This window comes from Streptomyces sp. SX-6 (genome assembly GCF_059089585.1).
On sequence record NZ_JBTHHU010000020.1, the window covers coordinates 75,520 to 95,360 of the forward strand.

14 protein-coding genes are annotated in these 19,841 nt (G+C 73.5%); 5 read left to right on the forward strand and 9 right to left on the reverse strand.

What is annotated here, in order from left to right:
* Positions 1 to 59: 59 nt before the first annotated feature.
* On the reverse strand, positions 60 to 1,304 hold the full coding sequence (locus ACV530_RS23170; RefSeq protein WP_494334529.1) for a GNAT family N-acetyltransferase: 1,245 nt from the start codon (positions 1,302 to 1,304) through the stop codon (positions 60 to 62).
* 65 nt (positions 1,305 to 1,369) lie between these two features.
* The gene (locus ACV530_RS23175) at positions 1,370 to 2,752 is read right to left on the reverse strand and encodes a S53 family peptidase (protein WP_494334530.1); all 1,383 of its coding nucleotides are present in this window, start codon (positions 2,750 to 2,752) and stop codon (positions 1,370 to 1,372) included.
* A gap of 304 nt (positions 2,753 to 3,056) precedes the next feature.
* Between ACV530_RS23175 and ACV530_RS23180 the strand changes: the two genes are divergently transcribed.
* The 3 genes from ACV530_RS23180 to ACV530_RS23190 are packed head-to-tail and all read left to right on the forward strand — an operon-like array spanning position 3,057 to position 9,632.
* Positions 3,057 to 7,052 carry a Pls/PosA family non-ribosomal peptide synthetase gene (locus tag ACV530_RS23180; protein ID WP_494334531.1) on the forward strand — a complete coding sequence of 1,332 codons (3,996 nt, stop codon included), beginning with the start codon at positions 3,057 to 3,059 and terminating at the stop codon, positions 7,050 to 7,052.
* The gene (locus ACV530_RS23185; RefSeq protein WP_494334532.1) at positions 7,049 to 8,362 is read left to right on the forward strand and encodes an aspartate aminotransferase family protein; all 1,314 of its coding nucleotides are present in this window, start codon (positions 7,049 to 7,051) and stop codon (positions 8,360 to 8,362) included. The genes ACV530_RS23180 and ACV530_RS23185 overlap by 4 nt, the downstream gene beginning before the upstream one ends.
* Before the next feature lie 22 nt (positions 8,363 to 8,384).
* Entirely contained in the window at positions 8,385 to 9,632 is a 1,248-nt protein-coding gene (locus tag ACV530_RS23190) for an aspartate kinase (protein ID WP_494334533.1), read from the forward strand.
* 58 nt (positions 9,633 to 9,690) lie between these two features.
* On the opposite strand, the gene ACV530_RS23195 is transcribed toward ACV530_RS23190, so the two are convergent.
* Positions 9,691 to 10,497, reverse strand: a complete 807-nt coding sequence (locus ACV530_RS23195; protein WP_494334534.1) for a M15 family metallopeptidase — start codon at positions 10,495 to 10,497, stop codon at positions 9,691 to 9,693.
* A 251-nt stretch (positions 10,498 to 10,748) separates the two neighbouring features.
* Between ACV530_RS23195 and ACV530_RS23200 the strand changes: the two genes are divergently transcribed.
* Positions 10,749 to 11,093 (forward strand): DUF6355 family natural product biosynthesis protein, encoded by a 345-nt coding sequence (locus tag ACV530_RS23200; RefSeq protein WP_494334535.1) that lies wholly within the window; start codon positions 10,749 to 10,751, stop codon positions 11,091 to 11,093.
* Between the two features lie 21 nt (positions 11,094 to 11,114).
* Here the strand turns inward: ACV530_RS23200 and ACV530_RS23205 are convergent, their stop codons facing one another.
* The 5 genes from ACV530_RS23205 to ACV530_RS23225 all read right to left on the reverse strand — a co-directional run bounded on the left by ACV530_RS23205 (position 11,115) and on the right by ACV530_RS23225 (position 18,115).
* The gene (locus ACV530_RS23205; RefSeq protein ID WP_494334536.1) at positions 11,115 to 14,222 is read right to left on the reverse strand and encodes an error-prone DNA polymerase; all 3,108 of its coding nucleotides are present in this window, start codon (positions 14,220 to 14,222) and stop codon (positions 11,115 to 11,117) included.
* Positions 14,215 to 15,720, reverse strand: coding sequence for a DNA polymerase Y family protein (locus ACV530_RS23210; protein WP_494334537.1), 1,506 nt, complete (start codon positions 15,718 to 15,720; stop codon positions 14,215 to 14,217). The genes ACV530_RS23205 and ACV530_RS23210 overlap by 8 nt, the downstream gene beginning before the upstream one ends.
* Before the next feature lie 6 nt (positions 15,721 to 15,726).
* Positions 15,727 to 16,353, reverse strand: a complete 627-nt coding sequence (imuA', locus tag ACV530_RS23215; protein WP_494334538.1) for a DnaE2-dependent mutagenesis accessory factor ImuA' — start codon at positions 16,351 to 16,353, stop codon at positions 15,727 to 15,729.
* A gap of 144 nt (positions 16,354 to 16,497) precedes the next feature.
* Entirely contained in the window at positions 16,498 to 17,175 is a 678-nt protein-coding gene (locus ACV530_RS23220) for a transglycosylase SLT domain-containing protein (RefSeq protein ID WP_494334539.1), read from the reverse strand.
* Between the two features lie 307 nt (positions 17,176 to 17,482).
* Positions 17,483 to 18,115, reverse strand: coding sequence for a hypothetical protein (locus ACV530_RS23225; protein WP_494334540.1), 633 nt, complete (start codon positions 18,113 to 18,115; stop codon positions 17,483 to 17,485).
* A gap of 92 nt (positions 18,116 to 18,207) precedes the next feature.
* Here ACV530_RS23225 and ACV530_RS23230 point away from each other — a divergent pair, with 92 nt between their 5' ends.
* The gene (locus ACV530_RS23230; RefSeq protein ID WP_494334541.1) at positions 18,208 to 18,516 is read left to right on the forward strand and encodes a DUF5959 family protein; all 309 of its coding nucleotides are present in this window, start codon (positions 18,208 to 18,210) and stop codon (positions 18,514 to 18,516) included.
* Positions 18,517 to 18,523: 7 nt separating this feature from the next.
* Here ACV530_RS23230 and ACV530_RS23235 read toward each other — a convergent pair whose 3' ends face one another.
* The gene (locus tag ACV530_RS23235) at positions 18,524 to 19,681 is read right to left on the reverse strand and encodes a globin domain-containing protein (RefSeq protein WP_494334576.1); all 1,158 of its coding nucleotides are present in this window, start codon (positions 19,679 to 19,681) and stop codon (positions 18,524 to 18,526) included.
* Positions 19,682 to 19,841: the final 160 nt, after the last annotated feature.

Consider the following 19,841-nt stretch of genomic DNA (forward strand, 5'->3'; position numbering starts at 1 on the left):
CTCCAAGGGTGGGGGCCACCGGGACACCGGCAGAATACGCCCGGCGCACCGGTGACGGCTCAGAACTCGTCGCTGGTGAAGGGGAGATAGGCGGTGCGCAGCGCCGCGTCGAGCTTCCCCGCGGCGCCCGCGGTGCGCTCGGTGACGAGCCCGGCCCGCACCAGGTCGCGCAGCCGGGTGCCGCCCAGGTAACAGGCGGCCAGGTCACGGACGTCGAGAACGAGGTCGGCCTCCTCCCCGGCCGGCGCGCAGGCGCTCCCCGCCGGGGAGACCGTCAGCCTGAACCTGCCGTGATTGGCGGGAATCATGTGGTCGCGAATGTCCAGGACGAGGTCGGCGGGCGCCGCCCAGGAGCGGGCGGTGAGGGCGGCCCGGACGTCCACCAGGCGCAGCCAGAGCGCGGGGAACGTCCCGGTGACGCGCACCTGGTCGGGGTCCTCGGCCATCAGCGGCAGCACGTCGTCGGCCGGCCGGCCCCAGGCGCGCACCTTGCCGGTGAGGTCGATGGAGGCGAGGTAGTCCCACAGGGCCGCGGCGACGGCCGGCATGTCCGCCTCGAGCTCGTACACCTGCACGAGGCCCGGGGTGCGGGTCTCGTCGTCGCCGCCGCGGGTGCGGTAGACCGCGTAGCCGGCGGGGGTTCCGTCGCCCAGCACGACGATGCGCGGCGGGCTGAGCTCGTCGTCGTCCTCGTCCTCCTCGGGCAGGATCTGCTCGCGCCACCAGTAGGTGTCGCGGGCGAGGCGGCCGGCGCGGTGGAGGCGGGCCGCCTCGTAGAGCGGGCCGAGCACGGCGGGCGCGGCCTCGGGGGCGAGCAGGCGCAGCGGGCGGGGGTCGGGGGTGACGCGCAGGCCGAGGGGGCGCTCGGAGTCGATCTCGACGGTGGAGAGTTGGGTGGCGGCGCCGAAGCCGAAGCGGCCGTAGATGGCGGGTTCGGAGGCCCAGAGGGCGGCGAGCGGCTGCCGTGCGGCGGCGCAGCGCCGCCACTGCTCCTCCAACATGCCGGAGAGCACCCCGCGGCGGCGGTGGGTGGGGGCGACGGAGGCGAACGTCAGCCCGGCGCAGGGCAGTTGTCCGCCGGGGACGGAGAGATCGAGGGGGAGGGCGCCGAGGAAGCCCACGAGGTCGTCGCCCTCGTAGGCGCCGACGCGGCCGCAGCGCTGGAGGTAGGCGCGGTCCCGCTCGCGGTCCTCCTCGTCGCCGTGCTCGTGGAAGACCAGGTAGGAGTGGTCGAGGACGCGGTCGATCCGCCCCTTCGGGACCTCGCGGAACCGCAGGGACGGACGGGCGGGCGAAGTGCTCACCCCGTGGATGCTAACCGCGAAGGGGAGCGGAGTCGCCTCCGCTCCCCCGGTGTTCACGGTGCGGTTCAGCCGCGGCGGCTCGCACGGGCGAGTGCGGGCACGAAGCGGGCGGCGTCCACGGTGCCGACGCCGCTGGCCATGTCGTAGCCCTTGACGGCGGTGTAGCCGGTCACGCCCATGTAGCTGTTGTTCGTGCCGTCCTTGACGTCCACGATCCCGGTGTCCCCGTGGTGCTGGGAGCGGGCGTACAGGGAGTACAGCGCGTCGTTGATGTTGCCCACGCGGTGCCCGGCGGCCTGGTCGGCCAGGGCCACGATGCCGGCGAACAGGGGGCAGGACTCGCTGGTGCCGCCGGTGATCTCCCAGCCGGTCGCCGCGGGGTTGTAGCTGGAGTAGATCCAGGCGCCGCCGTTGACCGCGCCGGTCATGGAGACGTCCGGGGTGCCGCGGCGCTGGCCGACGATGCCCTTGACGCCGTTCTGGAACGCGGGGCGGTTGAAGACGTGCGACTGGCCACCGCCGCCCGCGCCGTGGTCGTTGTAGACGCTGTCCGGGGCGACGCGGTTGCCCTTGTCGTTCAGGTGCAGCTGGGTGCCGCCGATGGAGGTGACCAGCGGGTCGGAGGACGGCCAGGAGTTGACGCGCTCCTTGTAGAAGTCCTTGCCGTTCGCCATGTTGTCGGTGGCGCCGCCGTCACCGGAGGAGGCGAGGACGGTGACCTTCTTCTTCTTGGCTTCCTCGAAGGCGTACCGCAGCTTCTTGATGCTGGAGAAGTCGCCCTTGTCGAAGCCGGGGAAGGTGTTCTCGGTGGCTCCGAAGCTCTGGCTGATGACGTCGCCGATGCCGCGCTTGATCATGGCCTTCTCGGCGTCCATCATCTCCGGCAGGCCGGTGACGCCCTCGGTCTCCGCGACCGCGGTCTCGACCAGGACGATCTTCGCGTCCGGTGCGACGGCGTGTGCCATCTCGACGTCGAGAGTCGTCTCGCCCGCCCAGCCGCTCATGGCGGTGTCCTTGGGGTCGAACTTGGGGACGTTGCCCCACTTGACGACCTGCACCTTGGTGCTGGGCAGCCCGAACTGCTTGCTGTAGACGTCCAGGTCGTGCTGGACGGTGGGCGAGCCGAAGGAGTCGACGATGACGATCGTGCGGCCCTTGCCCGTGATGCCCTTCTTGTACAGCGGGTTGAGGTCGTACGCCTGCCGGTACTGGAGCGGGGTGTAGCAGTTGAGGTGCCACTTGGCCTGGCACTGCGCGATGGGCAGCGGGCTGCTCTCTCCGCTCACCAGCGTGTGGCCCGCGACGGCCGGGACGGCCTTGGTGTGCGGAACGGCGACGGCCTGGGCGGCGGACCCGGTCAGCGGGGCCGCGGACAGGGCGGCGGCCGTGAGCACGGTGGCAGCGGCCGTGGTGACCACGGCACGCGGCCGGGGACGGGCTATGCGCATGAAATCTCCCTGAGCTGGGGCGGAGCCGCACGGGGCGGCTGCCGTGATCCCACCTGGTGGATCATGCACAGGACAAGAATGTTTGACGCTTGATATCGAACGTTTTACCTAAGCGTGAATAACTATCGGGCCGCAGGCGTCCCGCCGTTCATGAGTCACCCTCCGTTTTCGCTTCTCCGTCCCGCTGCCTACCGTGGGATGAGATGCGCCGGAGGCGACGTACGACTACTGAGCAGTACCCGCCCCCCGGACGTACCCGAGGACGAACACGGCGACCATGCCGCGGATTTCCGCAGGAGAGGTCATGGCCGAGTCGACGGCAACCAGACCGCGCGTCCGCGTTCTGGCCGACTACTTCGAGCGCACCTGTGACGCCCACCCGGACCGGACCGCCGTGATCTGCGACGGGCAGCGCCTCGGCTACGCCGAACTCGACCGCCGGGCCAACCGGCTCGCCCACCTGCTGCGGGCCCGCGGTGCGACGGAGGGCGCCCCGGTCGGCATCCTGCTCGAGCGGTCCGCCGACATCTACGTCGCCCTGCTCGGGGTGCTCAAGGCGGGGGCCGCCTATGTGCCGCTCGACCCCTCGTTCCCCGCCGGCCGGCTGGCCTTCATCGCCGCGGACGCCGGTCTGCGCGACCTGGTGACGGTCTCGTCGCTGCGCGAGAGGACCCGGGAGGTGACCTGCCCCGTGCTGGAGCTCGACCGGGCGCATGCCCTCCTGGACCGCCACCCCGACCACCGGCCGGGGGCCGCCGCGGCGCCGTCGTCGCTGTGCTACGTCGTCTACACCTCCGGCACGACCGGCCGCCCCAAGGGGGTCGCCGTCTCGCACGCGAGCATCGTCAACTTCCTGCGGGTGGCCGCCCCGGTCTACCGGGTGACCGGCGAGGACCGGGTCTACCAGGGCCTGTCGATCGCCTTCGACTTCGCGGTCGAGGAGATCTGGCCGGCGTGGATGGCGGGCGCCACGCTGGTGGCGGGCACCGACGACAGCCGGCGGGCCGGTCAGGGGCTCGCCGACTTCCTCACCGAACACGGCATCACCGTGCTGTGCTGCGTCCCCACCCTGCTGATGACCCTCGACACCGACGTGCCCAGCCTGCGCAGCCTCCTGGTCAGCGGCGAGGCATGCCCGCCCGACCTGGTGCGCCGCTGGTTCCGCCCGGGCCGGCGCATCCTCAACGTGTACGGCCCCACCGAGGCGACCGTGAGCGCCACGTGCAGCGAGCTCGTCCCGCACCGGCCCGTCACCATCGGCACTCCCCTGCCCACCTACCGCGTCTACATCCTGGACGAGGAGCTGCGCGCGGTCGGGCCGGGCGAGACCGGCGAGATCTGCATCGGCGGCCCCGGCGTCGCCGTCGGCTACGTCAACCGCCCCGACCTCACCGCGCGCTGCTTCGTACCCAACCCGGTGACGCGCGACCGCGCCGACGCCCCGCGGATCTACCGCACGGGCGACCGGGGACGGTTCACGGCCACCGGGGAGATCGAGTACCTGGGCCGCGGCGACTCGCAGGTCAAGCTCCGCGGCTACCGCATCGAGCTCGCCGAGATCGAGGCGGTGCTCCGCGAGGACGAGGCGGTCGCGAACGCGGTCGTCGCCCCGCGGGTGGCGGACGGCGTCCCCCAGGACCTGACCGGCTACATCACCCTGAACGGCCGGGCCGTGCCGGAGGACGGGCTGCGCGCCCGGCTGCACGACCGGCTGCGGCGCAGGCTTCCCGCCTACATGGTCCCCGCGCACCTGGAGATCCTCCCCGAACTCCCGCTGCTGGCCGCCGACAAGGTGGACCGCGCCGCGCTCCCCGCACCGTCCTCGCCGCCCCTGGCCGCCCGCACGGGACCGCGCGCCGATCCCGCGACGCCGCTGGAGCACCGGCTGGCCGCGCTGTGGCGGGAGGTGCTCGGGGGCGAGGAGATATCCGTCGAGGACGACTTCTTCTGCGACCTGGGCGGCCACTCCATGACCGCCGCCCGTCTGGTCTCCCGGATGCGGCAGGACCCGCGGCTGCGGGGCGTGGCGATGGGCGACCTCTACGCCCGTCCCACGGTCCGCGGCCTGGCCGCGCTTCTCGAGACCGGCACCGCCGACGAGACCGGCACCGCCGCCGCGCCCGCCCGCCGGGAGCACTCCTCCGCGCGGGTCAGGGCCTGCGGGGTGGCCCAACTGGCCGGGCTGTACGTGTGGTTGCTGCCGGCCGGCTGTGCGGCGGCGGCCCTCGTGTACCGGCTGTGCCACGCCTGGCACCTGCCCGTGCGGGCCCCCGTGCCAGGCGTCCTGGACCGGCTGGCCCGTATGCCGGTCGCCTCCTTCACGGTGCTGGAGCTGGCCTGGATGGCGCTGGGCATGATGGTGCTGCCGCTGCTCGGCAGCAGGCTGCTGATGGCGGGGGTGCGGCCGGGCCGGTATCCGCTGTGGGGCGTGACGTATCTGCGGTTCTGGCTGCACCACAAGATCCTGGCGTTCACCCCGGTCAACGTGCTGGCCGGTTCCCCGCTGCTGCCGCCCTTCCTGCGTCTGCTGGGCGCCCGGATCGGGCCGCGCTGCCATCTGTCGACGGCTGTCGTCCCGCCCCCGCTGGTGGACATCGGCGCGGGGACGAGCATCGGCTACGGCGCCCGGATCCAGCCGTACACGGTCGAGGACGGCCTGCTGCGGCTGGCGCCGGTGCGCATCGGGTCCGGCTGCTTCGTGGGCGCCAACTCCGTGGTCCTGCCCGGCGCGGTGATCGGCGACGGCGCCTCGGTCGGCGAGCAGTCGCTCGTGCCCGAGGACCAGGTCGTCCCCGCGGGCGAGCACTGGGCGGGTTCGCCGGCCGCCCGGCAGGACGCCCCGCCGCCCCTGCTGGCGGACCTGACCGCCCGGGCCGACGACCGCCCCTGGCCGGCCACCGTCCTGGCCGGGTACGCCGCGGGAGCGCTGCTGTTCCTGCTGGCCCCGCTGGCCGTCGCCGCGGCGGCCTCCACGCTCGTGGTGTACACGGCCTGGCGGTACGGCTTCGGCTGGGCCTGTGTCTCGGCGGCGGCGGCCGGCCCGCTGGCGGTGCTGGCCGTGTGCGTCCTCGTGCTCGTCGTCAAGCACGCGGTGATGCCCCGCGCCCGGGCCGGCATCCACCCCGAGCGCAGCGGTTTCGGGGTGCGCAAGTGGATCAGCGACGGGATGCTCACCCTGAGCCTGACGGTGACGCACGCGCTGTACTCCACCCTGTGCCTGGTGCCGTTCCTGCGCGGGCTGGGCGCCCGTACGGGCCGCTGGTCCGAGGTCGCGACGGTCAGTTTCGTGGACCCGGACATGCTCGTCATCGGCGAGCGCAGCTTCGTCGCCGACGTGAGCGTCGTCGCCCCGGCGGTCTACCACCGCGGCCGGATCGCGCTGGCACCGGCCGAGGTGGGCGCGTTCGCCTTCGTCGGCAACGGTGCGCTGGTGCCCGGCTCCTGCCGGCTGGGCACGGGCAGCCTGCTCGGGGTGCACTCCCTCGCCCCGGCCGGGGCCCTCGCCCCCGAGACGACCTGGCTGGGCTCGCCCGCGATCTTCCTGCCGCGGCGGGAGGCCAGCCGGAAGTTCCCGGCGAAGCTGACCTACGCCCCGACCCGCGGCCTGGTCGCGGCCCGGCTGGCCATCGAGTACTTCCGGATCACCCTGCCCGCGACGATCGGCGCGCTGAGCGCCCTGGCCTCGCTGTACGCGGCGCTGCTGGTGGCCGCGTCCTTCCCGCCGGCGGTGCTGTTCGCCCTCGGTCCCCTCCTGCTGCTGGGTGCGGCGCTCGCCTGCACCCTGGCCGCGGTGGTGCTCAAGTGGCTGGTCATCGGCCGCTACCGGCCGCGTACGGAGCCGCTGTGGAGCATCTGGGTGCGGCGCACCGAGCTGATCACGGGCCTGTACGAGAACCTCGTCGTGCTCGCCCTGGTGAACCTGCTCACCGGCACCCCCTGGGTGGCCGTGGTCCTGCGGCTGTTCGGCGCCCGCATCGGGCGGCGGGTGTGGCTGGCGACGACGTACCTGACGGAGTTCGACCTGGTCGAGGTGGGCGACGACGCGGCGGTCGGCGAGGCCACCTCCCTGCAGACGCACCTGTTCGAGGACCGGGTGATGAAGATGTCCCGTGTGCGCATCGGGGCGGGCGCCTCGGTGGGCATCCGTTCCGTCGTCCTCTACGACGCGCAGGTCGGCTCCGGTGCCGCCCTGGACGCCCTGTCCCTGGTGATGAAGGGCGAATCCCTGCCCGACGGGACGCGGTGGCGGGGCATTCCGGCCCGTCCCCGCCCGTCGGCCCGAAGCGGAGGCATGCCATGACCACGACCGTCGAGGAACGCCTGTGGACCGGTCCCCGGGTGAGCGGTGACCTGCCCGGGCCGCTGTCGGCCGAGCTGCTGGCCCGGCAGGAGCGGTGGGAGTCCAATGCCCGGACGTATCCCCGGCATCTGCCGATCGCGCTGGACGAGGGCCACGGCAGCTTCGTCCGGGACGTCGACGGCAATGTGTTCATCGACTTCCTCACCGGTGCGGGGGTGCTCTCGCTGGGCCACGGCCACCCGGAGCTCGTGGCCTGTGCGGCCCGGCAGCTCGGCCGGCTCGCCCACGGGCTCGACTTCCCCACCCCGGCCAAGGACGCCTTCACCCAGGCGGAGCTGTCCATGGTGGCGCCGGGGCTGCGGGACCGGCTGAAGGTGCACTTCTGCGGGCCGACCGGGGCGAACGCGGTCGAGGCCGCGGTCAAGCTGTGCAAGATCGCGACCGGCCGCGGGGACGTCGTCTCCTTCCAGGGGAGCTTCCACGGCAGCACCCACGGCGCCATGGCGCTCAGCGGGCTGGTGGGCCCGAAGCAGGCCGTGCCCAACCCGATGCCGGGCGTCCACTTCTTCCCGTACTGCGCGGAGGGCTGCCCCAGGGACTGCGCCGGCGAGCTGGAGCAGGCGCTGACCGACGGCTTCGGCGGGATCCCGTTGCCCGCCGCGGTGCTGATCGAGCTGGTGCAGGGCGAGGGCGGCGTCGTGCCCGCCGGCCGGGAGTTCGTACGGCGCGTGCGCGAGGTGACCCGTGCGCTGGACATTCCGCTGATCGTCGACGAGGTGCAGACGGGGTGCGGGCGCACCGGCAGCTGGTTCGCGTTCGAGCAGTACGGCATCGAGCCGGATGTCGTCGTGGCGTCCAAGGCGCTGAGCGGCATCGGCATGCCGGTCGCGCTCATCCTCTACGACGCCGCGCTCGACACCTGGGCGCCGGGGGCGCACATCGGGACCTTCCGCGGCAACCAGTTGGCCTTCGCCGCGGGTGTGGAGGCGATCCGCATCATCCGGCGGGACGGCGTCCTGGAGAACGTCCGGCGGCGCGGCGAGCAGCTCGCGGACCGGCTCGCGGAGCTGTCCGGCCGTCCGTGGGTCCGCGAGGTGCGCGGCCGCGGCCTGATGTGGGGGATCGAGATCGCGGATGCCGAGGTGGCCTCCGCGGTCCAGGCCCATGCGCTGCGGCACGGGCTCATCACCGAGCTCGGCGGCCGGGACGACCGTGTCGTCCGGCTCCTGCCGCCGCTCAATGTCACCGCCGAAGTCGTCGACGACGCGTGCGCGATCCTCGCGGCGGCGGTCGGGGCGAGCGGTCCGTGACCGGCTGAGGAGGAGTCTTCCGATGGCTCTCATCGTCCAGAAGTACGGCGGCTCGTCGGTGCGGGACCCCGAGCGGATCCGGCACGTCGCCCGTCGTGTCGTGGCCGCCCACGACGCGGGGCACGACGTGGTCGTGGTGGTGTCCGCCATGGGCAACACCACCGACCGGCTGCTCGGGCTGGCCCGGGAGATGGCCCCCGTGCCCTCCCGCCGCGAGCTGGACATGCTGCTGACGGCCGGGGAGCGCATCTCGATCGCGCTGACCGCGATGGCGATCCAGACGCTCGGGGCGCCGGCACGCTCGTTCTCCGGGCCGCAGGCCGGTGTGATCACGACCTCGGCCTACGGCAGGGCCCGGATCATCGACGTCGAGCCGCACCGGGTGCGCGAGGCGCTCGACCGCGGGGAGATCGTGCTGGTCGCGGGGTTCCAGGGCGTCAGCCGGGAGACGGACGAGGTCACCACCCTGGGCCGCGGCGGTTCCGACACCACGGCCATCGCGCTGGCCGCGGCGCTCAAGGCCGACGTGTGCGAGATCCACACCGACGTGGCCGGCGTCTGCACCGCGGATCCCAAGATCGTGCCGAGGGCCGGGCTGCTGTCGCGGCTGGGCTACGGGGCGATGCAGGAGATGGCCGACGGCGGCGCGCGGGTGCTGGCCCCGTCGAGCGTGGAGTACGCCCGCCGGCACGGGGTGACCGTGCACATCCGGTCGTCCTTCGACGACCGCCCCGGCACGGTGGTGTCGGCGGAGGCGGAGCGTGCGAGCGCCGGGCGCGAGGGGTTCACGGGCGTCGCCCACGACCCGTCCCGCGCCGAGATCACCGTGGCGGCCGTCCCGGACCGCCCCGGGACCGTGACCCGGATGCTGCGGGCCCTGGCCGGTGCCGGGATCGACGCGCGCCACGTCGTGGCCCACCCGGACGGGCAGGGCGGCGGCCTCGGGCTGGTCCTGCCGCAGGTGGACGTCCCCGCCGCGCTGGCCGCCCTGCGGGAGCTGCGCCCGGAGGCCGGTTTCGGGGAGGTGTCCCACCGGGACGGCGTCGGCACGGTGTCCCTGGTCGGGTCCGGCATGCGCGCGGAGGCGGTCGCGCTGTTCAGCGAGGCGCTGGCCACGGCGCGGGTGCCCTTCGAGACCGTCTCGGTGTCGGAGTCCCGGATCACGGTGCTGTGCGAGACCGGCCGGATCCCGGACGCGGTCCGCGCGGTGCACACGGCGTTCGGGCTCGGCGCGGCCGAGGGCGAGTACGAGCGGCTGCTCGTGGCGTGACCGCACGGCCGTTCGCACGATCGCCGCATGACACCACGGCCGGTCCATCGGACACCCCCTAGCGGGCCGAGGAGAGGGAACGCCGGCTGACGGGGAAGTCGAAGTAGGTGTCCGGGAAGGTCTCCGGCTGGTACGTGTAGTGCCACCACTCCTCCGGAAGGTTCCGGAATCCGGCCTTCTCCAGCCCGTCCTTGAGCAGCAGCCGATTGCGCCGCTGTTCGCCACCGATGCGCGGGTCGAGGGTGTGTGCGAGGGTGTCGAAGCAGTCGAAGCCCGTGCCCATGTCGACGGAGTTGTCCGGGAAGCGGTCCCGCTTGGGTCCGTAGCACGGCTTCAGCGGCTCGCCGGGCACATAGGGACGGGTCGGCCAGGCGGGCAGCCGGACCAGGGTCAGGTCCGCCGTACTGCCCCTGCTGTGCCCGGACTTGGCGGCGATGTATCCGTCCTCGAACAGCCTCGTCTTGTCCTCACGCGGGTAGAACTCGGCCTTCATCCGCTGATCGCCGAGGTCCTCGGCCCACCGCACGAAGTGGTCGACGGCGCGCTGCGGCCGGTAGCAGTCGTACACCTTCAGGGTGTAGCCCCGCTTGAGGAAGGCCCATTGGGCCCGGTGCAGTGCGTCGGCCGCCTCCCGGGTCAGAATGCACAGCGGCTGGCGGTAGCCGTCGATCCGCTCGCCGGTGAAGTTGTGCCGGGTGGTGTAGCGCATCTCCTGGAGGATGGTGGGGTCCACGTCCCGGAGGGCGACGAACTCCGGTGGCGCCTTGGGCTCCGGGCGCACCTGCGCGCCGGCGGCGCCGGTGGCGGGCACGGTCAGCAGCGCAGCGGCCACTCCGGCGACCAGACCGCGGATAACTCTTCGCATCGGCCCCAACTCCCTCTCGCTCGGTAGGCGGCATGGTGGCGGAGCCGTGCCGGAGCCGTCCAGCAATCCGGCAAGGGGGAATCGGCCATGCCGGACAGGGGGACGGGGATTCGATCCCGGCAAGGCCGTTCCACCCCCTTCGATCACCGTCGAAACGCCTGGTGACTCGGTTCCCGCCAGGCCACTCTGGCGTCGTCAGAAGCGGTGCGGGGCCGGTCCCGGCATCGCTCCTCCGGCGAAGGAGACCACAGATGAAACTCCATGGATCACCTGCCACCGCGGCGCTCCGGCTCGGCTTCGCGGCCGTAGCCCTGGCCGGCGCCCTCGCCTGCTCCGCGGTCACCCCGGCGACGGCCGCCCCCGAGCGGATCCAGGGATGCGGCTGGAACGAGAGCAGGAACGGTGAACGGGCCTACTACGAGCACTGCGCCACGGACACCAATGTGTGGATCCAGGTCAAGCGGTGGCCCCGCTCCGACTACCACCGCTGCGTGGGACCGGGGCGCACCAACCTGGACCTCGACGCCACCGGCGCCTGGTACGACAGCACCTACCAGGGCGGGCTCTGCTCCCACCCGGGCGACACCGGTCCCTGACCGGGGCGCCCGCCCAGCCGGCTAGGAGCCGATCCGCAGCGGCTCGAGGTGGTGGGCGAGCACATTGACGGCGCCGTCGACGCCACCAGCCCGTTCGACGGTGCCGTGGACGAGGAGTCCGGCGTGGTCGACGGCCGTCCTGTGGTGCCGGTCCCAGACGGGCGGCGGCACGATGACGTTGACCATGCCGGTCTCGTCCTCGATGTTCAGGAAGCAGACGCCCTTGGCCGTGGGCGGGCGCTGGCGGTGGGTGACCAGCCCGCCGAGGAGGACGGGGGTCCGGTCGGCCAGGCCGCGTACGGCCGCGGCGGTGGCGGCGCCGCAGCGGTCCAGGCAGGGGCGTACGTGCTGGACGGGGTGGGTGTCCGGGGAGGCGCCGGTCGCCCACAGGTCGGCGAAGGTCTCCTCGGTCACCGTCATGGGCGGCAGGTCCGGGGCGGCGGGGGCCGCGGTGGCGCCGGGCAATGGGTCCTCGCCGTGGTGGGCGAGTGCCCCGGCGGCCCACAGCGCCTCGCGGCGGCCCGTCCCGAACGGGGCGAAGGCACCGGCGGCGGCGAGCGTCTCGAGCAGGCGGGCCGGCAGGCCGGTGCGGCGGGCGAAGTCCTCCAGGTCCGTGAACGGGCGGGCGGCGACGATCTGCTCGGCGTGCCGCTCCCCCAGGCCGCGCACGGCGGTCAGGCCGAGCCGGATGGCGGGCTGCCCCGGGCCGGGCCCGGGTTCGAGCGTGGTGCGTACGTCGGAGGCGTGGACGTCGACGCCACGCACGGTGACGCCGCGCCGGCGAGCGTCGCCGATCAGGGTCAGCGGGGAGTAGAAGCCCATGGGCTGGCAGGCCAGCAGCGCGGCGGTGAACGCGGCCGGGTGATGGAAGCGGATCCAGGCGCTCGCGTAGACCAGGTGCGCCATGGACTGGGCGTGGGACTCGGGGAAGCCGTAGTCGGAGAACGCCTCGATCATGCCGGTGATCTTCTCGGCGGCCCGCGGCGGGATGCCGCGGGCCGCCATCCCCTCCAGCAGCCGGGCCCGCAGCCGGGCGACCCGCTCGGCCGAGTGCTTGGCCGCGAGGGCCTTGCGCAGCCGGTCGGCCTCGCCCGCGGAGAAGCCGGCGCAGTCGATCGCGAGGGTCATGGCCTGTTCCTGCCACAGCGCCACGCCCAGGGAGCGCTCCAGGGCGGGCCGTGCGAGGGGGTGCGGGTAGGCGACCGGTTCGCGGCCGGCGCGGCGGCGCAGGTACGGGTGGACGGAGCCGCCCTGGATCGGTCCGGGCCGGATCAGGGAGACGGCGACGACCAGGTCACCGAACGTGCTCGGCTTCAGCCGCGGCAGCGTGGACATCTGTGCCCTGGACTCGGCCTGGAACACCCCGATGGTGTCGCCGCGGGCGATCATCGCGTAGACGTCGGGGTCGTCCGGGGGGATCGAGGCGAGGTCGAGCGTGCTCCCGTGGTGCCGGGCGATCAGGTCGCAGGCGGTGTGCAGGGCGGAGAGCATGCCCAGCCCCAGGATGTCGATCTTGATGAGGCCGGCGGCCTCGCAGTCGTCCTTGTCGCCCTGGAGGACCGACCTGTTCTCGGCGGCGGCCCACTCCACGGGCATGATCTCGCCGACGGGCCCGCGGGTGAGCACCATCCCGCCCGAGTGGACGCCCAGGTGGCGCGGCAGCCCGTGCAGCTGGGCGGCGAGGTCGCGGACGTCCGCGGGAATGTCGTCGTCCGGGGCGGGCGGTTCGTGGTGGTGGATGTGCCGGGTCATCCGGTCGATGCGGGCCGGCGGGTGGCCGAGGGCACGGGCGGCGTCCCGGACGGCGAGGCGCGGCCGGTAGGTGATGATGTTGGCGACCTGGGCGGCGTGGTCGCGGCCGTAGCGCTCGTAGACGTACTGGATGACCTCTTCGCGCCGGGAGTGCTCGAAGTCGATGTCGATGTCCGGCGGGCCCGCCTTCTCCGTACTCAGGAACCGTTCGAACAGCAGGCCGTGCCGGATCGGGTCGACCGCGGTGATGCCCAGGACGAAGCACACCACCGAGCCGGCGGCGGACCCGCGTCCCTGGCACCAGATCCCCGACCGCTGGGCGTGGGCGACGATGTCGTGGACGATCAGGAAGTAGCCCGCCATGCCCAGGTCGCGGATGACGCGGAGCTCGTGGTCGAGCTGTCGCCAGGCCGCCTGCGCGGCGGGGCCGGTACGGGGCCCGAACCGCCGCGCGCATGCCTGCCCGGCGAGGTGCTCCAGCCAGGAGTCCTCGCCGTGCCCGTCGGGGACCGGGAAGCCGGGCAGTTCGGGGCGCAGCAGGGCCAGGTCGACCGCGCACCGGCGGCCGAGGTCCACGGTGGCCTCCGGCACCCCGGGGTAGCGGGCGAAGGCGCGGGCCATCTCGGCGCCGGAGCGCAGGTGGGCGGTCGGGGCCGCCGGCAGGTGCCCGGCGGCGCGGTCGAGGTCGGCGCGGCGGCGCAGCGCGGCGAGTGCCTGGGCGAGGCGGGCCTGGCGGGGGGCCGCGTAGTGCACGGCGCCGGTGGCGATCACGGGGCAGTCGAGGCTTCGGGCGGCGACGTACAGGGCGTCGTTGCGCACCGTGTCCTCGGGCCGGTGGTGGTCGACGAGCTCCGCGTGGACGGTGCCGGTACCGAACACCTCGGTCAGGGCGCGCAGGCGGTGTACGGCCGCGGTCACGTCCCGCGGGTCCTCGTCCGCCCCGGGTGCGGGGCAGCCGGGCAGGACGGCCCAGTGCCCGCCGCGCGCGGCGGCGGCCAGGGCGCCGAGGTCGTAGCGGGGGGCGTTCTTGGCGCCGGCCAGCTGGGCGGCGCTGATCGCCGCGGAGAGCCGGCGGAACCCCTCGAGGTCGCGGGCGAGCACCACGGGGGTGCCGAGCCCGGGTTCGGCGAGGGTGAGCTCGGCCCCGTACACGGTGCCGATCCCGGCCGGGCGGGCGGCATCCGCCAGGCGGCGTGCCCCGTACAGGCCGTCCCGGTCGGTCAGGGCCAGCACGCCGATGCCGAGCCGGGCGGCCTCGTCGACGAGGGCGCCTGGGTCGGTGGCGCCCTGCAGGAAGCTGAAGGACGAGTGGACGTGCAGCTCGGCCCATTCCTGTCCCTGCGGGGCGTCCGTGCAGAGCCGTATGAGTTCAGCCATAGGACGCCTCGGCCCACCACCGGCTGTTCTCGACGACCAGCAGCCAGGCGTGCCCGTCGGCGGTGGTGACCTGGAGCCGGGCGATCCGCCGGGCCCGGTCGCGGTCCCACCACTGCTCCAGCACCGGCCAGGGGCCCGCCCAGCCGGTGACCGCCGCGTCGCGGTCCCCGACGGCGAGCCGGGCGGGCGGTGCCGAGACCTCGATGCGCGCGGAGACGGCGACGCGCCGGCCGCGGGCGTCGGTGAGCCGTGCGGGGACGCGCCGGGTGAACACGGTCGCCGGGTGCGGGGCGGGCAGCCGCCCGGGCCACGGTCCGGCCTGCGGACGGGGCTCGGGCAGGTCGCCGTACGGCACGCGGCGCACGCGGTCGGCCGGGCCCCGGCCGCCGCCGAGCTCGACGCGCGTCACCGCCCGGTGGCCGAGCAGGGCCTGCACCCGGGCCGCCGCGCGTTCCACTTCCTCGGGCGTCAGCGCCTCGCCGAACAGGGCCGTCTGGCGTCCCGTCGCCGGGGTGAGCCGTTCGGGGCGCAGGACGAGCCGGGTCACGCCGGGCCCGGAGCCGAGGTCGCCGGAGGCGGCCCAGGCCGTCAGCACTCCGCGCACCCGCTCGGCCACCGCCAGGGCGGACAGCCGGCCCTCGTGCCGGAACAGCCGTGACAGCCGCCGGCCGTCGGCGAGGACGGCCTCGGCCTCGAGGCGGGCGCACACCGCTCCGGCCGCGGCCAGGCTCTCGTGGACCTGTTCGGCCAGGGCCTTCGCGGCGAACACCACCGGTTCCAGGAGCGCCGTCGCCGGTTCGAAGATCTGCTCCGCCGTGTGGTCGCCGGTGCCGGTCCGGGCGGAGACGGGGCGGGCCTCCTGCCCCCGGGCCGTACGGTGCGCCGCCGTGCCCGTCGCCCCGAACCGGGCCCGCACACGGTCCGCGGGCAGCGCGGCGAACGCCCCGACCGTGCGGATGCCGAGGCGTTCCAGCAGCTCGGCGGGGTACGGCCGGCCGAGGACGCCCACCGGGTACGGGGCGAGGAAGCGGGCGGTGGCGCCCTCCGGTACGAGCCGCCCGGTACGGGCGGCGAGCGCGGCGGCGAACACGGTGTCCGCGATGCCCGCCCGGGCCGGACGGCCCTGCTCGGCGACCGCGGCGACCACGCGCTCGGCCAGCCCCGCCTCGCCGCCCCAGTAGCGGGCGGGCCCCCGCGCGGGCGCGGCGAGCAGGCCGGGCCGGATCACCTCCAGCCGCGGCATGACCGCGGTCTCGAGGTGGCGCACCAGCGGTTCGAAGAGCCGTACTTCCGCCTCGAGGTCGCGGGCGACCACCCGCAGTCCGGGGCAGCGCGCCTGTGCCGCCCGCAGCCGCATCCGGCGCCGTACGCCCGCCGCGCGCGCCGCGGGCGAGCAGGCCACGACCGTGCCGCCGTGGACCACGGCCACCGTGTCCTCCCCCGCCCCGGCCGCGATCACCGGCCAGTCCGGAACCCAGACGACCAGGACCCTGCTCACCGCCGCTCACCTCACCGCGCGCAGAACGGGCCGGTGCGCGGGCTCCCCGGCCGGGGACGCCGTGCCGTCGGGGCCCGGCAACCACAGGTCCGCGTGGCGCGGGCGTCCCGCCGCGCCGCGTCCCGTGGCGGTGACGCGTACGCGCCGCCCGCGCAGCAGTCCATGACCTGCGCCGACGCCCTCCCATACGGCCGCGGTCACCCTCAGCCGTACCTCGGCACCGTCCCACGCGTCCGCCGCCAGGAGCACCGATCCGCCGCGCCGCAGCACGGCGGCCAGCCGCCGCCCGACCCGGTCGGGCACGGGGGCGAGCGTGCCCACCATCACCACCGGGACCGCCTCCAGGACGGCCGCCAGCACCTGCGGCCACCGGCGGCCGGGGTCGTCCACCCACATCCCGGCGCCCAGGTCCAGCCCGGCGTCGGCGGCGGCGAGCGCGCCCAGCTGCGGGAGGCCGACGGCCGCCCAGCCCGCGTTGCCGGCCGCCGCCTCGGCGGCCAGGGCCAGCAGCAGCGGCATGTCCCCGCCGGCGCTGACCGCGGTGCCCGGGCGGATGCGCCCGCCGGGCAGCAGCGCGCCGAGCGGGGACCCGGCCGGACGGCCGGCCCGGCCCCGCATCGTCCGCTCGCTCACCACCGGTACCGCATGCACACCATGAATTTCGAGCATTAGTTCGAAAAGCGCAAATCGAAGACCCGTTCGACCAAACGACAAGGGCGGCGACACCCGGTGTTCCGGGTGCCGCCGCCCTGTGCGGTGTCTGGTGTCGTCCGCGGGTCAGTAGGCGGAGTTGACGTTGTCCATCGAGCCGTAGGTCTTGGCCGCGTAGTTGCAGGAGGCCACGATGTTGGCGACCGGGTCGTAGATGTCCCAGGACGTGCCCTCGACATGGAACGCCTTGAACGTCGGGTCGATGATCTGCAGCAGACCCTTCGACGGGATACCGGCCTGGGCATTGACGTCCCAGCCATTGATCGCCTGCGGGTTACCGGTCGACTCACGCATGATGTTGCGCTTCAGACCCTCGTACGAACCCGGGATGCCCTTGGCCTTCATGATGTCCAGCGCCTGGCTGATCCAGCCGTCCAGGTTGTCGCCGTACGCCTTCGGCGCCGCAGCGGCCGGGGCGGCCACGGGGGCGGCCTTGACGGGCTTGCGGGCCTCGGAACGGCTCGCGGCCTGCACGGCACGGTCCTTCCCGGCGGCCTTGACGGCCTGCGCGTCGGCCTTGGCCTTGGCCGCATCCGCGTCCACCTGGCGGGACAGCTCGCCCTGGTCCTGCGTGGCGAAGGTCTTGGTGTTCCAGGCGACCGGCTTGACAGCGGCGGCCTGGGCCGAGCCCGCACCGCCCACCACCGCGAACGCCACCGCGGCGGCACCGGCCGCGGCCATACCGGCAGCGGAGAACTTGTGGACCTTGGTCAGACGGGTATAGCCAGAGTGAGTGGAACGCATGAGCGGAAACGAAACCTTCCAGTCGCTTGTGCCGCAGCGGCCGGAAGTAACTCCGGCACCAAAGAAGCGCCGCGTCTCGATCCGACGGCGCCCTGCGACTCAGCCATTGTTAGCGGCCCGAAAACCCCCTGACAAAGGGTGTGACCTACGACCCCGCCTCGTCGAACCCACCCCCACAACCCCAAAAAATGTCCGATTTACCCCGTAATGGGACCACGACGCGACATCGTAAGTGACGCGCGTCTCATGAGCGGCCTCACGCCGGGAAGCCCTCCAGCTCACCCGACGTGAGCACACGACTACGGGATTACGGCTGGAAGGAGCAGTTGGAGAAGCGGTAGTTGATCTGGTCCGGGTGGGCGGCGGACTTCCAGCTCCAGTAGAAGGAGACCCAGGCCCCGCGCGGCATGGTGAACTTCTTGTTGCTGCCCACCGGCTTGAAAGAGGTCGCCAGCGTGCCGCTGAAGTCGGAGTTCCACTTCTGCTTCCGCTGCTTCGCCTTGCCGAGATCGGCCTCGACGCCTTCCGCGAAGATCTGCGTCTTGAAGTCGACGGTTCCCATGTTCTTGTTGGCCTTCGTCAGGCCGACCTTCCAGGCGATCCCGCCACGCACCGACTCCTTGTAGGAGATGTCGGCGATGGAGTGCCGGTACGTCCCCTGGCACTTCGGCAGACCGTAGCCGGACGCCGCCGCCTTGATCCCCTTCGGCGCCGCGCCGAGGTTGCCCCGGAGCTCGGCCGCCAGGGAATCCTTGGCGAGGTTCGCCGACCCGGCACCCTCGGCCACGCCGCTGTCACGCAACTCCGCGAGAACCGCCGCTATTTCGGCGTCCCCGTTCCGAGGAGCCTTGCGTACGGCGGCATCCGCGCCGGCGGCCGAGGCGAAGACCAGCGCTGCGCTGCAGGCAGCCGCAGCCGCAATGCGGGTATAAGAAGGCATGAACGTCCCCCTGATGGTGATGATCACTGATGAGGGGATGCACCGTACCCGACGCCCTGAACCGGCCGCACAGCGGGAATCACTTGTGCGGCATGATGTCCGGGAAAGTCATCACGGGCTCGTTCTTCAACGGCCGACTCGAATTCCCTTTGTCGCCCGGGAACTTGGACGAGTGGGAGAATGCCCTGGACGATCTGGCCCAGGGCCGGAGCATCTGCTGGATGCCCGACCTGTGCGAAATCACCATCGCCTTCGACACGGATTTCACCGTCCCCGTCGTCACCGTGGAGGACGGTCTCTCCGAAACCGCCATGGTCGTGCCGGTGGACCTCCCGGACGGCTGGGTCGACGAACACCGCAGGCGCCTGGAAAGCGTCCGCGAACTTTCCGCAGGCAGCTGAGACTCCCTCAGGGAAGCGGGTCGTGCCGGATCCGCCCCTCGGGCAGGCCGTGCGCGACGAGCCAGTCCATGGCCGGATCGGCCAGGGCGGGCGGCCCGCCGATGAGGGCGAGGTGGTCCGACCAGTCGCCCCGGCGCGCCAGGGCGTCGGTCACCGCCGTTCCCCGCACGGCGATGCGGGTCACCTGCAGCCACGGGCGCTCCGGTCCGGCGGGCGGCTCGTCCGTGAACAGGTGCACGGCGCAGCGGGCCGGCCGGGTGGCCAGGTCCTCCAGCAGCGCTGCGGCCGCGGCCCGTCCGGCGCCGCCCGCCACCAGCAGCAGGCCGCGGCCGAGGTCCCTGTCGTCGAGCGTCATCTCTCCGCCCGCGGGCCCGAGCCGCAGGGTGTCGCCGACGCGGGTGCGCTCCACGAGGAGCTCGCTCACGCCGCCCGGTCCGGTGCGCCGGACGTGGAACTCCAGCTCGCCGTCCGGCCGCGGTGCGCGGGCGAGGAAGTACTGCCGCCACGCCTGGGGCAGGTGCGGTGACTCGACGGTCGCGTACTGCCCCGCCCGGCAGGGGTACGGCTCGTGCGTCCTGACGCGCAGGACGGCGAGGTCCCGGCCGTACCGCTCGTGCCGGGTCACCGTGGCCTGCCAGGCCGGGGGTTCGGCGAGGGCCGCCTCGGCGCCGTCGGCCATGGCGGCCACCGCGAACCGCAGCATGCGCACCCACGCCTGCTCCGTCTCCGGCACCCAGCGCGGGCCCGCCATGCGCTGCAGGGCCCGGCAGAGCGCGGTCTCGAACGCCTCGTAGTGCGCCGGCCGCACTCCGAGCTTGCGGTGGTCGCGCCCGAGGCGGGTGAAGGTCGCCGCGATCTCGTCCGGGTGCTCCAGGTTGTCGACCAGGTAGCGGAAGATCTGCGCGAGGTGCGCGCGCTGGAAGGCCATCGACGCGGGGAACAGGGATCTCAGCGTGGGCCATTGGCCGAGCAGTTCCTCGTAGAGCAGGACTATCAGGTCGTCGAAGGGCGTGACCTCCTCGAGGTGACGCAGGATCACCTGCCGGTCGGCCGCACCGTCGTAGCCCGCCGCCGGACGTTCCGCTAAAGCGCCCGGAGTGAGGAGCCGCCGGCGCAGCCGCATCGCGTCGTGCCGGGCGAGCAGCGTGTGGTACTCGGGGTTCACGGTCCTCAAGGGTTGGCGTCCTTCCGGGAAAAGGGCAGGTCAGGCGCCAGTATGGCACTGCGGGCAGATGCCCAATCGGCCCTGTCCATGGGGCCGTTCGGCCCTTTACAAGCACGCTCGCGAGCCCGCACGGGGGAAAATGCGAGTCCGATCGACGGAG

What these genes read in the sequence shown, in the direction of transcription:
- ACV530_RS23185 (WP_494334532.1), top strand. Translation starts at nt 7,049, where the DNA reads ATGACCACGACCGTCGAGGAACGCCTGTGGACCGGTCCCCGGGTGAGC.
- ACV530_RS23225 (WP_494334540.1), bottom strand. Translation starts at nt 18,115, where the DNA reads ATGCCTTCTTATACCCGCATTGCGGCTGCGGCTGCCTGCAGCGCAGCG.
- ACV530_RS23230 (WP_494334541.1), top strand. Translation starts at nt 18,208, where the DNA reads ATGATGTCCGGGAAAGTCATCACGGGCTCGTTCTTCAACGGCCGACTC.
- ACV530_RS23195 (WP_494334534.1), bottom strand. Translation starts at nt 10,497, where the DNA reads ATGCGAAGAGTTATCCGCGGTCTGGTCGCCGGAGTGGCCGCTGCGCTG.
- ACV530_RS23180 (WP_494334531.1), top strand. Translation starts at nt 3,057, where the DNA reads ATGGCCGAGTCGACGGCAACCAGACCGCGCGTCCGCGTTCTGGCCGAC.
- ACV530_RS23220 (WP_494334539.1), bottom strand. Translation starts at nt 17,175, where the DNA reads ATGCGTTCCACTCACTCTGGCTATACCCGTCTGACCAAGGTCCACAAG.
- ACV530_RS23200 (WP_494334535.1), top strand. Translation starts at nt 10,749, where the DNA reads ATGAAACTCCATGGATCACCTGCCACCGCGGCGCTCCGGCTCGGCTTC.
- ACV530_RS23175 (WP_494334530.1), bottom strand. Translation starts at nt 2,752, where the DNA reads ATGCGCATAGCCCGTCCCCGGCCGCGTGCCGTGGTCACCACGGCCGCT.
- ACV530_RS23190 (WP_494334533.1), top strand. Translation starts at nt 8,385, where the DNA reads ATGGCTCTCATCGTCCAGAAGTACGGCGGCTCGTCGGTGCGGGACCCC.
- ACV530_RS23205 (WP_494334536.1), bottom strand. Translation starts at nt 14,222, where the DNA reads ATGGCTGAACTCATACGGCTCTGCACGGACGCCCCGCAGGGACAGGAA.